Annotated in this window: 13 protein-coding genes and 1 tRNA gene; 10 read left to right on the top strand and 4 right to left on the bottom strand. The window is 36.4% G+C overall.

Annotated elements, in window-relative coordinates; all coding sequences use genetic code 11:
* Positions 1 to 5: 5 nt before the first annotated feature.
* The gene (locus QCQ61_RS04590) at positions 6 to 683 is read left to right on the top strand and encodes a head GIN domain-containing protein (RefSeq protein WP_279449591.1); all 678 of its coding nucleotides are present in this window, start codon (positions 6 to 8) and stop codon (positions 681 to 683) included.
* A gap of 46 nt (positions 684 to 729) precedes the next feature.
* Positions 730 to 1,470, top strand: a complete 741-nt coding sequence (locus tag QCQ61_RS04585) for a LysE family translocator (protein WP_279449590.1) — start codon at positions 730 to 732, stop codon at positions 1,468 to 1,470.
* A 108-nt stretch (positions 1,471 to 1,578) separates the two neighbouring features.
* Here the strand turns inward: QCQ61_RS04585 and QCQ61_RS04580 are convergent.
* A tRNA-Cys gene (locus tag QCQ61_RS04580) sits at positions 1,579 to 1,649 on the bottom strand.
* A 95-nt stretch (positions 1,650 to 1,744) separates the two neighbouring features.
* The gene (folB, locus tag QCQ61_RS04575) at positions 1,745 to 2,101 is read right to left on the bottom strand and encodes a dihydroneopterin aldolase (protein ID WP_279449589.1); all 357 of its coding nucleotides are present in this window, start codon (positions 2,099 to 2,101) and stop codon (positions 1,745 to 1,747) included.
* A 108-nt stretch (positions 2,102 to 2,209) separates the two neighbouring features.
* On the opposite strand from folB, the gene QCQ61_RS04570 reads away from it, so the two are divergent.
* The 4 genes from QCQ61_RS04570 to QCQ61_RS04555 all read left to right on the top strand — a co-directional run bounded on the left by QCQ61_RS04570 (position 2,210) and on the right by QCQ61_RS04555 (position 5,137).
* Positions 2,210 to 3,889 carry a glutamine--tRNA ligase/YqeY domain fusion protein gene (locus tag QCQ61_RS04570; protein WP_279449588.1) on the top strand — a complete coding sequence of 560 codons (1,680 nt, stop codon included), beginning with the start codon at positions 2,210 to 2,212 and terminating at the stop codon, positions 3,887 to 3,889.
* Between the two features lie 168 nt (positions 3,890 to 4,057).
* Positions 4,058 to 4,435 (top strand): YtxH domain-containing protein, encoded by a 378-nt coding sequence (locus QCQ61_RS04565; protein ID WP_279449586.1) that lies wholly within the window; start codon positions 4,058 to 4,060, stop codon positions 4,433 to 4,435.
* A 1-nt stretch (position 4,436) separates the two neighbouring features.
* Complete coding sequence (locus QCQ61_RS04560; RefSeq protein WP_279449585.1) at positions 4,437 to 4,883, top strand: hypothetical protein; 447 nt, start codon at positions 4,437 to 4,439, stop codon at positions 4,881 to 4,883.
* A 5-nt stretch (positions 4,884 to 4,888) separates the two neighbouring features.
* The gene (locus QCQ61_RS04555; RefSeq protein WP_279449583.1) at positions 4,889 to 5,137 is read left to right on the top strand and encodes a hypothetical protein; all 249 of its coding nucleotides are present in this window, start codon (positions 4,889 to 4,891) and stop codon (positions 5,135 to 5,137) included.
* A 75-nt stretch (positions 5,138 to 5,212) separates the two neighbouring features.
* Here the strand turns inward: QCQ61_RS04555 and QCQ61_RS04550 are convergent, their stop codons facing one another.
* Both QCQ61_RS04550 and gltX read right to left on the bottom strand, forming a co-directional pair.
* On the bottom strand, positions 5,213 to 6,205 hold the full coding sequence (locus tag QCQ61_RS04550; protein ID WP_279449581.1) for an SPFH domain-containing protein: 993 nt from the start codon (positions 6,203 to 6,205) through the stop codon (positions 5,213 to 5,215).
* Positions 6,206 to 6,388: 183 nt separating this feature from the next.
* Positions 6,389 to 7,921 carry a glutamate--tRNA ligase gene (gene gltX, locus QCQ61_RS04545; RefSeq protein WP_279449580.1) on the bottom strand — a complete coding sequence of 511 codons (1,533 nt, stop codon included), beginning with the start codon at positions 7,919 to 7,921 and terminating at the stop codon, positions 6,389 to 6,391.
* A 220-nt stretch (positions 7,922 to 8,141) separates the two neighbouring features.
* Here gltX and QCQ61_RS04540 point away from each other — a divergent pair, with 220 nt between their 5' ends.
* The 4 genes from QCQ61_RS04540 (at position 8,142) to QCQ61_RS04525 (ending at position 14,854) form a co-directional block, all read left to right on the top strand.
* Positions 8,142 to 11,534, top strand: coding sequence for a DUF4175 family protein (locus QCQ61_RS04540; RefSeq protein WP_279449579.1), 3,393 nt, complete (start codon positions 8,142 to 8,144; stop codon positions 11,532 to 11,534).
* Complete coding sequence (ybeY, locus tag QCQ61_RS04535) at positions 11,527 to 11,943, top strand: rRNA maturation RNase YbeY (RefSeq protein WP_279449578.1); 417 nt, start codon at positions 11,527 to 11,529, stop codon at positions 11,941 to 11,943. The genes QCQ61_RS04540 and ybeY overlap by 8 nt, the downstream gene beginning before the upstream one ends.
* A 110-nt stretch (positions 11,944 to 12,053) precedes the next feature.
* The gene (mnmG, locus tag QCQ61_RS04530) at positions 12,054 to 13,925 is read left to right on the top strand and encodes a tRNA uridine-5-carboxymethylaminomethyl(34) synthesis enzyme MnmG (RefSeq protein WP_279449576.1); all 1,872 of its coding nucleotides are present in this window, start codon (positions 12,054 to 12,056) and stop codon (positions 13,923 to 13,925) included.
* A gap of 83 nt (positions 13,926 to 14,008) precedes the next feature.
* The gene (locus QCQ61_RS04525) at positions 14,009 to 14,854 is read left to right on the top strand and encodes a class I SAM-dependent methyltransferase (RefSeq protein WP_279449574.1); all 846 of its coding nucleotides are present in this window, start codon (positions 14,009 to 14,011) and stop codon (positions 14,852 to 14,854) included.
* Positions 14,855 to 14,867: the final 13 nt, after the last annotated feature.

Genomic DNA, 14,867 nt, shown 5'->3' with positions numbered 1-14,867 from the left:
TACTAATGAAAAAATTAATTTTTCTATTCACACTTTGTGTATCTGTGGTTTCATTTGCCCAACAGACTATGGAGGTTGGCGATTTTAACGAGGTAAAAGTTTTTGATCTTATTACGGTTAAACTTATTTCAGCTTCTAAAAATGAAGTAGTTGTTAGCGGAACCAATGCCGATTATGTAAAATTTATAAACGATAACGGAGTTTTAAAAATTAGAATGGAGCTGGAAGAACGCTTTGATGGAAATTCAACCGAGGTTGTGGTTTATTATAAAAATATTTCAATTTTGGATGCCAACGAAGGTTCGTTTATATTTTCAGAAGAAGAAATAAAAGCCCCTTCATTAGAACTTAGAGTGCAGGAAGGTGCCAAAATAGCGGTACAAATTTCAACAGAAAATCTAAATGTAAAATCTGTTTCAGGTGGTATAATAGATGCCGAAGGAACAGCTAAACGTCAACAAGTTACTATAAATTCGGGAGGGGTTTACAATGCTGAAAATCTTATTTGTTCCCAGAGTGTGGTAAGCGTTACTGCAGGGGGTTATGCCACACTTTTTACAACTGATAGTATTGATGCCAAAGTAACTGCGGGAGGTTCTATAAAAATTTATGGCAACCCAAAAAATGTAAAAAAGAAAAGGCGTGCCGGCGGAAAAATTGAAATTGTAAAAAGTAATAATTAATTTTTTACCGTAATTGGGTAAAAGTAATTTGTATTTTTACAGTACTATGTTTGACGGTTTACTCTATGCTGCGTTTTATGGATTTCTATTGGCATTTGCCGTTGGCCCCGTTTTTTTTACGCTAATTGAAACGGCTATTACGAAAGGAATAAAAGCGGCTATTTTTTTTGATTTAGGAGCTATTTTTGCAGACGTTATCTTTATATTAATAGCTTTTTTCAGTACCAATAGAATTCTTGAAAAGGTTAAGCACGATCCGGGATTACTTATTTTCGGAGGTGCTATTTTAATTGCTTATGGCATAATTTCGTACATACGTACCAATCGTTCGGTTTTTAAAATTGTTAGAGAGCACTACGCTGTAAAAGTGAAAAAAAATCTCGGTGGATTATTTTTAAAAGGCTTTCTCTTAAACTTTGTAAACTTTGGCGTTTTAGCGGGATGGATTGGTACGCTAATTATGGCGAATGCCTTAACAACTTCGGACAATGGCGTTTTTCTATTTGTTTCAACTGTGTTGGCTGCTTTTTTTATTACAGACATTTTAAAAATGGTTTTAGCAAAAAGACTTAAAAATAAAATGACGCCACGCTTTATTTTTAAAACAAAAAAGTGGGTAAGTATATTAATTCTAGGTTTTGGAATTTTATTACTCATTCAAGGTATTTTTCCAAAAGGGGTTGAAGCAGGATTAAATAGAATTCCTAATAAGCAGCGGCCTATTGAACATTCCATTCCTCCTGTTGATGGTACTTTGGAAAATGCCCCCAACCAGCTGGAAAAATAATTTAAAAACTGTATAAATTACGTTTGTCTTGAATATACGTTTCCGGCGCCCAATGGTTTTTGAAACTTGTAATAAAAAAACCCCAACAAAAAGTTGAGGTTTTATTAGAGGTATCGAGCGGATTCGAACCGCTGTAGCAGCTTTTGCAGAGCTGAGCCTAGCCACTCGGCCACGATACCAAATTCCTGCCAAGGCGGGAAATTCTTGAGGTTTTTTCTCAGAATGACTGCAAATGTAAAAAAATTAAACGTAAAATTGCCATTAAAAAAGTAAATTACCTTTTGCTTTTCATCGTAACACTTACTTCTGCAACATCGCCGCCAATAGGCGGATTCTTTTTAGCGACGGTTACTTTTACTTGGTTTACCATTTCAATTTTTAAAAGTATGGAATCTATTATACGTTTTGCCACGTGTTCTAAAAGCTTGGCGCGTACTGCCATTTCATCTCTTACTATTTTTTGCAATAGTACGTAATCTACGGTATCCTGAAGTTCATCAGTAATCGAGGCATTTTTTAAATTGGCTTTTACCGATAGATTTACCAAATAATCTGAACCTATTTTTCCTTCTTCAATTAAACACCCATGAAAGGCATAAATTTTTATGTTTTTTAAACGAATCGTTCCCATGGAATTAGTTTTCGCAAAGATACTTTTTTATTTATTTGGTTACCTTTGTACCACTTAAATTGAAAGCATTATTTACAAGACGGTATTCGTCTTTAAATCAATAAAAATATGACAAACGAAGCCACACCGCTAAATTTTATAGAGCAAATAATTGAAGATGATCTTAGCAAGGAATATACAAAAGAACAATTGTGCTTCCGCTTTCCACCAGAGCCCAATGGTTATCTGCACATTGGCCACGCGTCATCAATCTGCTTAAATTTTGGTTTGGGCGAACGTTATAGCGCCCCGGTTAACCTTCGTTTTGACGATACCAATCCGGCAAAGGAAGAACAGGAATTTGTAGATGCCATTAAGCACGATATTTCGTGGTTGGGCTATACCTGGGCAACCGAATGTTATGCTTCAGATTATTTTCAGCAGTTGTACGATTGGGCGGTTGCACTTATAAAAGACGGAAAGGCGTATGTAGATTCGCAAACTTCCGAAGCAATCGCAGAACAAAAAGGCACCCCGAATACGGTGGGAAAAGCAAGTCCGTACCGCAATCGTTCAGTTGCTGAGAATTTAGAGTTGTTCGAAAAAATGAAAAATGGCGAAACCAAGGAAGGTGAGCACGTGCTGAGAGCCAAAATAAACATGGAATCGCCAAATATGTTAATGCGCGATCCGGTTATGTACCGAACACTTTTTAAAAATCATCATCGTACAGGCACAGATTGGCGAATTTTCCCGATGTACGACTGGACACATGGCGAGAGCGATTATATAGAACAGGTATCGCATTCTTTCTGTACACTCGAATTTCTGCCCCATAGAGAGCTTTATGACTGGTTTCTGGACCAAGTAGTCGATCCAAAGAAATTACGCCCTAAACAGCGTGAATTTGCGCGTAGAAATTTAAGTCATACACTCGTTAGTAAACGAAAACTCGCTCATTTGGTAAGCAGTGGTGTGGTTACAGGTTGGGACGATCCGCGTATGCCAACAATTTCAGGATTGCGCCGAAGAGGATACACGCCAGAATCTATAAAAAATTTCGCAGAAAGTATTGGCGTAGGAAAGCGCGAAAATTTAATTGATGTTTCGCATTTAGAATTCAATGTTCGCGAAGATTTAAATAAAAAAGCACCGCGAATAATGGTGGTTTTAGATCCCGTAAAATTAATAATAGATAACTATCCGGAGGGTAAAACCGAAATGTTGGAGGCCGAAAATAATCAGGAAGACGAAAGTGCAGGGTTTCGCGAAGTGCCCTTTTCAAGAGAATTATTAATAGAAAGAGAGGATTTTAAAGAAGAAGCAAACCGCAAATTTTTTCGTTTAACCATTGGTAAAGAAGTGCGATTAAAAAACGCGTATATTATAAAAGGCGAAAGCGTTGTAAAGGATGCCGATGGAAACATTACCGAAATACATTGCACCTATGATCCTGACAGTAAAAGTGGCAGCGGATCTGAAGCCTCGCTACGCAAGGTAAAGGGTACGTTACATTGGGTTTCTGAGCCACACGCATTGCCAGTTGAAGTTAGGCTGTACGACCGCCTTTTTACTGTTCCTTCACCCGATGCCGACAAAGAAAAAGATTTTATGGGTTTCATAAACCCAGATTCCTTACAAACAATCACTGGATATGCAGAACCGTCTGTAGCGCAATCAAAAAGTGAGGATAAATTTCAATTTCAACGGTTGGGATATTTTGTGGTAGATCGCGATTCTACTTCAGAAAAGTTAGTTTTTAATCGGACCGTACCCTTACGCGACTCTTGGGCAAAATTGAATGAATAATTAACATTATTTCGGCAAAATCCGGCTTATTTTAAGAGGATTTGGCTATAATTTTTTCTTTTTGTGATAAATTTAGGTATTGAAAATTAACTATTAACCGGTTGTTAACAATATGCTGAATGGCCGTTACTTACCTTTGAGGATATTAACTAATAAAAACACAAAAAAATGGCATCAAATACAGGTCAAACACTTCTTGCATTAATTACTGGAGCAGCTATTGGAGCTGGTTTAGGAATTCTTTATGCACCGGACAAAGGGTCTAAAACAAGAGACAAATTAAGCAAAGAAGCCAAAAAGGCTCAAAAGCAATTAAACCAACAATATCAAGAAACCACTAGCAATCTAACCGAAAGAGCACAAAAAGCAAGAGTAAGTTTTGAGCAAAAACTAAACGAAACTTTATCATCAGCAAGCTATAAAGCAGACGATATTTTGTTAGCTATGGAAGATAAATTGGAGGCATTGAGAAAGCAAAATGCAAAATTACAGATGGATGCTACCATCGATAAAACGAAAGCAAAAGCCAAAAAAGCAACATCATAATATGGCATTTAGTAGCCTTAAGGAAAGTCTAAATCAGGTAGCCGACAGAATAGAGGATTACAGCGTAAGCACGGCGGAGTACTATAAACTTCGCCTGTTTAAATCTACTATGAAGGGCGCCATCGCATTGGTAAATTTGCTCGTTTACGGTAGTTTATCACTTTTTGTGATGCTTTTTATTTCTATCGGGGCGGCTTTTTGGCTGGGAACTTTCTTTGAACATCATTATGTAGGTTTTCTATTAATTGGCGCATTTTACGGAATAATCCTTATTTTCATGTTTATTTATGGCAGGAAAATAATTGAGCGCAATTTGCTTCATAAATTCTCCAGTTTATTATATGACGAAGACGAATTGGAACCTAGAAAAGCAGCCGAAAACGAATTGACAAATTATCAAGAAACTCTACAGGAAGAGCAGGCTAGGAGCGAAAATTTTTCAAATTAAAACGAATGAAGCGATACACTACTTTTGAAGAAATAGATAGAGATTTAAAATACCTTCGTCTAAAATCACAAATAGATTTAGAAGAAGTTAAGCTCGGTTTAACCCAAAGTAGGGAAACAATAAGCGAAACATTTTCGCCAATAAACCTAATTGCAAATACATTTGGAGCCATAATAAAGCGAGCATTTGTTTTAAAAGTGGTGGATAAATTAATTGGTATAAAACCGGTGAAAAAGAAAGAATACAACGATTAATATTTAAATATTATTATAAAACAAGAGCGTCCTTTAAAATTTTAAAGAACGCTCTTGTTTTACACGTTTTGCTAGTTAATAATTTAAATCTTCCCCTTCTTCGGGTCGTGGCGGGGTTTGTCTTTTAGGCCGTTTTTTCATTACAATTCCTTTTTCCAAGTTTTTTTTCTTCATTTCTTCACCTATCTGGTTGCTTGCTACAAAGGAGGCAATCATATTATTCAACATTTCGCTACCTGCTTGTGGAGAATTTGGCAGTAAAATAAGGTTTGTATTGGTTTCTTCACCAATAGATTGTAGGGTATCGTAATGTTGAGTAACTACAATCAATGCCGAAGCTTCCTGCGAATTAATACCTACATTGTTTAATACATCTACACTTTCTTCTAAACCACGTGCAATTTCGCGGCGTTGATCTGCAATACCTTGACCCTGTAAACGTTTACTTTCCGCTTCTGCACGAGCTTTTGCAACAATCTTAATACGTTCGGCTTCTGCTTCAAATTCAGCGGCAACTTTTTCTCGTTCTGCCGCGTTAATACGGTTCATTGCAGCTTTTACTTGTATATCCGGATCAATATCAGTAACAAGGGTTTTAATTATATCGTAACCATATGTGCTCATGGCTTCGTTTAATTCGGCTTTTACGGCAATTGCAACATCGTCTTTTCTCTCAAAAACGTCATCCAGTTTCATTTTTGGAACTTCTGCTCGCACCACATCAAAAACGTAGGATGTAATTTGGTCGTGTGGATTTTCCAACTTGTAAAATGCATCGTACACCTTTTGTTCCAACACCTGAAACTGTACCGAAATCTTTAACCGTACAAAAACATCGTCCTTCGTTTTTGTTTCAACGATAACATCTAATTGCTGAATTTTTAAATTAATGCGTCCGGCAATTCGATCTATTAAAGGTATTTTTAATTGTAATCCAGAATGCCGAATACTCTGAAATTTTCCAAATCTTTCTACTATTGCAGCCGTTTGTTGTTTCACGGTAAAAAAACTTGCAAATAGAATAAACAAGCCTATTATTAAAATTGGTACTAAAATAAACCCTCCCATATTTCTTTAAATTTTTAATTATTGAATGTGGAAGATACGAAATTAAAGCAATTTTAGGCGTCTAATATTTTTGGTAACTAAGTATTTGCTAACAGATTATTTGGTGTGTGTCTGCGCGCGAATTTAAGCGAGCAAGCTGTAATTACGCGCATTCCTATCATTAAATAGAGTTGAATAAGAAGTTTAAGAAATATGATTAATTGCTTTTTCAATTCGGGAAATACTTTCTTTTTTCCCTAAAATTGAAATTATATCGAAAACTTCTGGGCCTTTCATTTCACCCACCAACGCCAAACGCAGTGGCATCATCACTTTTCCAAATCCAATATTTTCTGAAGTAATCCAGCCTTTTACACTTTCGGAGAGATTTGTTGCGGAAAAATCGTCAGTAGTGTCTAAGATTGTAATTACCTGTTTTAATATACCTGGAGTTTCAGGTTTAAAAGCTTTATCGGAGGCTTTTGCATCGTATGTTGTGGGGGCAACAAAAAAGAAACTTCCCTGTTCCCAAAGGTCGCTTACGAATGTTGCACGCTCTTTTAAAAGGGAGACGATCTTTATCAATGTTTCTGTTGATGGTTGAGACAGAGCATTGCTTTGTAATGATACTTTGTTTAAATATTTTTCAAATTCATTTGCCAATACTGAATCATCAACCATTTGAAGGTATTGATGCTGAAACCATTTGGTTTTTTCGGGATCAAACTTGGCACCGGCTTTATGCACACGTTCCAGTTCAAAGGCAGAAACCAATTCGTTTAAATTAAAAATTTCTTGCTCGGTTCCTGGATTCCAGCCTAAAAAGGCTAACATATTTACAACGGCTTCTGGCAGATAACCACCTTCGCGATAGCCGGAAAATAAATCGCCTTCTGCAGTTTTCCATTCCAAAGGAAATACAGGGAAACCCATTTTATCGCCATCGCGTTTGCTGAGTTTTCCGTTGCCAGTTGGTTTTAAAATCAGCGGCAAATGCGCAAATTGCGGGGCATTCCAACCAAAAGCGCGGTATAACAAAACGTGCAGTGCCAATGACGGTAACCACTCTTCGCCTCGGATTACGTGGGTAATTTTCATTAAATGGTCGTCCACAATGTTGGCTAAATGATAGGTTGGCATACCGTCGCTTTTAAACAAAACTTTATCGTCCAGCACATTGGTTTCTACTTGCATGCCGCCACGAATAAGATCGTTTAAATAGAGCGTTTCATCCTCAGGCGATTTAAACCGAATTACAAATTCGTCGCCATTTGCTATTTTTTGTTGTGTTTCTTCCGCAGAAAAAGTGAGTGAATTTTTTAGCTTTAAACGGTTATGCCAATTGTAAATGAAGGTTTTTCCATTAGCTTCATGATCTTTACGGTGTGCGTCAAGTTCTTCGGGAGTATCAAAAGCGTAATACGCATTGCCAGAATTTATCAAAGTATCGGCGTATTCTTTATAAATATTCTTGCGTTCACTTTGTCTGTATGGACCGTAGTTTCCTTCTTTCCTGGGGCCTTCGTCGTAGGGTATCTGCAACCAATTTAAAGCTTCAATAATATAAGTCTCGGCACCTTCCACAAAACGATTTTGATCTGTATCTTCAATTCGCAAAAGGAAATCGCCTCCGTGCTTTTTCGCAAATAAATAGTTGAATAGGGCAGTACGAACACCACCAATATGTAAGGGACCAGTTGGACTTGGGGCAAAACGCACCCGAACTTTTTGAGACATAATATTACATTAATTTTATAAGCTGCAAAGGTACAATTATGCTCGGGTTTTTTAAAGTCATTGCACGTCGGGGTTTTGTGTTTTTTTGGATTGATTATTGCAACGTGGCAAGACCAGAATATTATTGTATTTTTAGCTTCTTATTTCAGGGTTTTAAACCTTTTAATGGTACGTACAGATGTAAAACACTACGGGTGAAATTCCTGTTTTCACAAAAACTATGAGCACTTTTAATATCATCCAGCAAAAACTGGAAGAATTTATTAAGAAATACTACACCAATGAGCTTATAAAGGGAGCTATCCTTTTTTTTGCCATTGGCCTGCTGTATTTGCTTATAACGTTGCTCGTTGAGTATTTTCTGTGGCTCAATCCCACTGGAAGACGCATACTGTTTTGGGCATTTGTAATTGTTGAAATAGGATTGTTTGTTCGCTTTATTGCCTTCCCGCTAGCAAAACTTTTTAAACTCCAAAAAGGAATTGATTACGAAGTAGCCTCAAAAATAATTGGGAACCATTTTCCGCAGGTAAACGATAAATTGCTCAATGTAATTCAGTTAAATCAGAACCAACGTGAAAGTGAATTGCTAGCTGCAAGTATTGATCAAAAGGCTATTGAGCTACAACCTATTCCTTTTAAAAGCGCGGTAAATTTTAAAAAAAACGCCAAATATTTAAAATACGCAGCCATCCCTATCTTTGTGTTTTTGGCTTTTAGTCTTTTAGGTGGAACAGATATTTTTTCGAGTAGTTATAAACGCGTAGTGCATTATGACACTGCTTTTGAGCCACCCGCACCTTTTGCTTTTATAGTGTTGAACGAAAACTTGAATGCGGTTGAAAACAAACCATTCAACTTAAAAATTCGCACTCAAGGCACAGCTATTCCAGAGAATGCTAGCATCAATTATAATGGCGAAACCTATTATATGCAGCAGACTGCCCCCGGTTTTTTCGAATACACTTTTCAACAACCCTCGGAAAGGGTTCTTTTCAATTTAAAGGCCAATAAGGTGAATTCTCGCACTTATAGTTTAGACGTCGTAAAAACTCCGTCGCTGCTTAATTTTGAAATGGTTTTGGATTATCCTCATTATACCGGAAAAAAAGATGAAACTTTAAAAAGTACGGGAAATGCTACTGTTCCCGAAGGCACAAAGGTTAAATGGAACGTGGCTACCAAGAACACAGAAATGGTTACGTTAAAAACAGCAGATACTTCTTTTTCATTTTCGGCGAACGGAGCGAAGTTTAATATTGAAAAAAATATTTACAACAAATTAGATTATGCTATTACCACTTCCAACGAAAAATTGAAGGATTATGAAAATCTCGCCTTTACTTTAAATGTTGTAAAGGATCAATTTCCCGAAATAGATGTGCAGTCAAAACAAGATAGCACCAATAGCCAGCGAGTTTTATTTTTAGGTCAGATTTCAGACGATTATGGACTTACAAAATTACAATTGGTCTATTACCCCATTGGAGAAGAAAAGCAGGCTAAAAAGCAACTTTTACCGCTTAAAGCAACAAATTTTGATCAATTTACCTTTGTATTTCCAGGAGCATTGAACTTAGAAGAAGGAGTAGCCTACGAATACTATTTTGAAGTTTTTGACAACGATGCTATCCATCATTACAAATCTTCAAAATCGGGTGTTTTCTCATTCAAAAAGCTTACCAAGGCTGAGCTGGAGGAAGAACAATTGCAAAATCAACAAAACGCTATAAAGGGGTTGGATAAATCTTTAGAAGAATTTAAGGACCAACGACAAACCTTAGAGGAACTTTCGCGTACTCAAAAGGAAAAAAATCAACTTAATTACAATGACAAAAAGAAGCTTGAAAATTTCCTAAAACGTCAGAAGCAGCAAGAGGAAATGATGAAGAATTTTTCAAAGGAATTAAAAGAGGAGCTTCAAAATTTTCAGCCGGAAAAGGAAGAAAAAGATTCATTTAAAGAAGAACTTGAAAAACGATTGGATGAAAATGAAGAGCAATTAAAGGAGAATGAAAAATTGCTCGAAGAATTGGAAAAAGTACTTGAAAAAATTCAAAAAGAAGAGTTAACGGATAAACTTGAAAAGCTCTCAAAACAAAATAAAAATCAAGAAAAAAATCTAGATCAATTACTTGAATTAACTAAGCGCTATTACGTTGAAAAGAAAGCGGAGAAACTGGCCGAACAATTATATGAAATAGGAGAGGAACAGGAAAAACTTGCAGAAAAACCTGTCGAGGAAAATACAAAAGAAGCGCAAGAGGAATTAAACAAAAAGTTCGAAGAACATAAAAAGCAAGCGGAAGAGCTTCAAAAGGAAAATGAAGATTTAAAGAAGCCTTTAGATATTCCTAAAGATAAAGTTGGAGAGCAACAAGTTGATGAGGAGCAAAAAAAGGCCACCGAAAAATTAAAGGAAAAGAATCCCACCGAAGCCGGAAAGAATCAAAAAAAGGCTGGACAAAAAATGAAACAGATGGGCAAATCTATGCAAATGCAAATGAAATCCGGCCAAATGGAATCTATAGATGAAGATGTAAAAATGCTGCGACAAATTGTGGATAATCTCGTTGTATTTTCTTTTCAGCAAGAAGATTTGATGGAAGTATTTAAAAAGATTGATTACGGTAACCCAATTTTTGGTAAAAAGTTAAATATCCAAAACGATCTTAAAACTAATTTTGAACATATAGACGACAGTTTGTTTTCACTGTCGCTACGACAGCCGCTGCTTGGAACCCAAATAAATTCGTCGTTGACTGAAATACAGTATAATATAGATAAATCTTTAGACAGGCTTGCACAAAATCAAACGCGACAAGGTATTGGTAATCAGCAATATACAATTACTGGCGCCAATGATTTGGCGGTTTTGTTAAGTGATATTTTAAGCAATATGCAAATGCAATTATCTATGGCCATGGGTTCCGGTTCTGGAAAGGGCATGCCGAGCCCCGGTGCTGGAAGTGGGCAGGGATTTCAATTACCCGACATCATCAAAAAGCAAGAGAGTTTAAGTGAACAAATGAAAGAGGGAATGGAGAAAGGTGAAAAGGGTTCCAAAGGTGAAGGAAAGGGTAAGGGAGAAGGCAAAGGTGAAGGAGATGGTACTGGGGATGGAAAGGGTGAAAACGGTAATAATGGATCTGAGGGTGAAAAACAAGGGGAAGGTGAAAATGGCAAAGGCGAAAGCGAAAGGATGAATGGTGAGTTGTATGAAATTTATAAGCAACAACAGGATTTGAGACAACAACTACAAAATAGACTCAGCAAGGAGGGCTTAAAGGGAAATGGTGGAAATCTTTTAAAAAAGATGGAAGGAATAGAACAGCAACTTTTAGATAAAGGGTTTAATGAGAATACGCTTCAACAAATGCAAAACTTAAAGTATGAATTGTTAAAGTTAGACAAGGCTGCTTTTGAACAGGGACAGGAAAATAGGAGGGAATCAAAGACCAATAAACGAGAGTATCGTAATCCTATTCAGCTAGCTCCCGATGATATAAAAAAATACTTTAATACTACTGAAATTTTAAATCGGGAGGCATTACCTTTGCGGCAAGATTACAAAAATAAAGTTCAGGAATATTTTAAAGAAGCCAATGATTGAGTTTAATTTTGAAACCGATTTTACGTTAGATAATTCTAAGAAACTACGAAATTGGATTTCTAAAGTAATAATTGCTGAAGGGTTTGAAGTGGGTGAGATTTTATATATTTTTTGTGATGATGAATATTTACACAAACTAAATATTGAATTTTTAAATCACGACACGCTAACGGATATTTTGAGTTTCGATTATTGTCTCGGCAAACAAATAAATGGAGAAATTTATATTTCTGTTGAACGCGTAGCGGATAATGCTGCAGACTTTAAAACTGAGTTTACCGACGAATTAAATCGGGTAATTATTCATGGCATTTTACATTTCTGTGGTTATTTGGATAAAACCAAAGAGGAAGTAGTCCAAATGCGAAATAAGGAAGATGAGGCTCTGCAATTACTCCTCAAAATGTAAACCCAATAATCTGGATTAAACAATTAATAATAAGATAATTGTTGTAATTTTGCACCCCAAAAAAAATTAGTTTATATAAAATGTTCCACGTGGAACAATTAAGGAAGAATATGTTTCAAGAAAAGTATGATGTAATTGTGGTAGGTGCGGGGCATGCGGGATCTGAAGCCGCTGCCGCTGCTGCGAACATGGGTTCCAAGACCCTGTTGGTTACCATGAACTTACAAACTATTGCTCAAATGAGTTGCAATCCGGCTATGGGAGGAATTGCTAAAGGGCAAATTGTGCGGGAAATTGATGCAATGGGAGGTTACAGCGGTATTGTTTCTGATAAGACTGCCATTCAGTTTAAAATGCTCAATAAATCTAAAGGTCCGGCTATGTGGAGTCCGAGAGTTCAAAGTGATCGCATGCGATTTGCCGAAACTTGGAGATTAATGTTGGAAAGTACACCAAATTTAGATTTTTATCAAGAAATGATCTCTGGCATAATCGTAGAAAATGGTATTATAAAAGGCGTTAGAACATCACTAGGTTTAACAATTGAAGGCAACAGTGTTGTACTTACAAATGGAACCTTTTTAAACGGACTAATTCATATTGGTGAAAAACAGTTTGGTGGTGGACGTGCGGGCGAAAAGGCTTCAACAGGAATTACAAAAGACTTAATCGATTTAGGATTTGAAGCGGGTAGAATGAAAACAGGTACCCCACCGAGGGTTGATGGACGCTCTTTGAATTTCTCAAAAATGATAGAGCAACCCGGAGATGAAATTCCCGAGAAATTTTCTTATTCGGATAAAACCACTACATTGAAAAATCAACGCTCTTGCCATATGAGCTATACCAGTTTGGATGTGCATGATATTTTGCGTGAAGGATTTAATAGATCTCCAATGTTTAATGGGTCTATTCAAAGTTTGGGTCCTCGCTATTGCCCTTCCATTGAAGATAAAATTAATCGATTTGCCGATAAAGACAGACATCAGCTTTTTGTAGAACCTGAAGGTTGGGATACGGTAGAATATTATATAAATGGATTTTCAACTTCCTTGCCAGAAGATATTCAGTTTAAAGCCTTAAGAAAAGTTGCGGGCTTTGAAAACGTAAAATTCTTCCGTCCTGGGTATGCTATTGAGTACGATTATTTTCCGCCAACACAATTAAAACATACACTTGAGACCAAATTGGTTTCCGGACTGTATTTCGCTGGTCAAATTAATGGTACCACTGGGTATGAAGAAGCTGCTTCGCAAGGATTAATGGCTGGTATAAATGCGCATCTAAAAGTACGTGAAAAGGAACCCTTTATTTTACAACGTAACGAAGCATATATTGGTGTTTTAATTGACGATCTTATTACAAAAGGAACGGAAGAACCTTACCGTATGTTTACATCGCGTGCAGAATATAGAACATTACTTAGACAGGACAATGCAGACTTTAGATTAACCCCAAAATCTTTTGAAATTGGATTGGCGGGTGAAGAACGTATGCGGAAAATGGAGGAAAAGAAAAGGAAATCTAGTGCATTTGTACAGTTTTTTAAAGATACAAGTGTTGCCCCAGAAGAAATGAATCCAATTTTTCAGGCACGTGAATCTGCTTTAGTCCAGCAGAGCGATAAAATGTTTAAATTCTTTTCGCGTCCAGAAATTACAATGGAGGATATGAGGGGTATTGGTTCGGTGGCAAAATATATTTCAGAGAACGATTTGGATGATGAAATGATTCAACAAACAGAAATCCAAGTAAAGTATTCTGGCTATATAGCCAAGGAAAAGAATAATGCCGATAAATTGAACAGGCTCGAAGGTTTAAAGATTCCTGCTTCATTTGACTATTCAAAATTAAAATCACTCTCGTACGAAGCAAGGGAGAAACTTTCAAAAATTAAACCAGCTACAGTTTCACAGGCCTCGAGAATAAGTGGTGTTTCTCCAAATGATGTTTCCGTGCTTCTTGTATATATGGGGCGTTAACAATGTTGTTTCACGTGGAACATATTACCTTGTTTGTAAAATCTAGCTTTAAACTTCATAAAAATAAATAAGCTTTTCTTATTTTGAAAAATCGCGCAAACATTTACGTATCGGTAAAGGATTACTTAGTCTCTGGTGAAAAGTTTGATTTACTTCTAGATGAAAACTTAGGCTTATTAAAAACCTCTCCACAACCAAAAGTAGAAAATCTTTCTAAATATTATGAAAGCGACCAATATATTTCACATACCGATGATAAGAGTGGATTGTTTGCAAGTTTGTATCAATTGGTAAAAAAATGGTCGCTAAAACACAAAACAAAATTAATACGCAATCAAAATGGCAGTGTTGGCTCATTGTTGGATGTTGGCGCAGGAACCGGTGATTTTTTAAAAGTAGCGAAAGACAATGGTTGGAAGGTCAATGGAACGGAACCAAATACAAACGCTTTAAATTTAGCATCGAAAAAAGGAATTAGTTTGAAAGCTAATTTAAATGAATTTGCTGGAGAACAATTTGATGTTGTTACGCTTTGGCACGTATTGGAGCATGTGGCGGATCTAGATGAAACAATAAGAACTTTGGCAAATTTGGTAAAGCCCAGTGGCACTTTAATTATTGCAGTGCCAAATTTTAAAAGTTATGATGCTAAGTATTACGGAAAATATTGGGCAGCGTATGATGCGCCCAGACACCTTTGGCATTTTTCAAAACATTCAATAATAAAACTATTTAAAACTAATTTTCAACTGCAGAAAATTAAACCAATGATTTTCGATTCATTTTATGTGAGTTTACTTTCCGAAAAATATAAAGCAGGAAATGCATTTTCAGTGAAAGCAATTTGGATCGGATTATTGTCAAATTTCAAAGGAATGAGCACCAAGGAGTATTCTTCGCACATTTACTGCTTCAAAAGAATAAAATAGGCTATTTAAAGCC

Origin of the sequence: Aequorivita marisscotiae (assembly GCF_029814825.1) — a bacterium.
GTDB lineage: Bacteria > Bacteroidota > Bacteroidia > Flavobacteriales > Flavobacteriaceae > Aequorivita > Aequorivita marisscotiae.
This window is presented reverse-complemented; position numbering and strand designations above follow the sequence as displayed.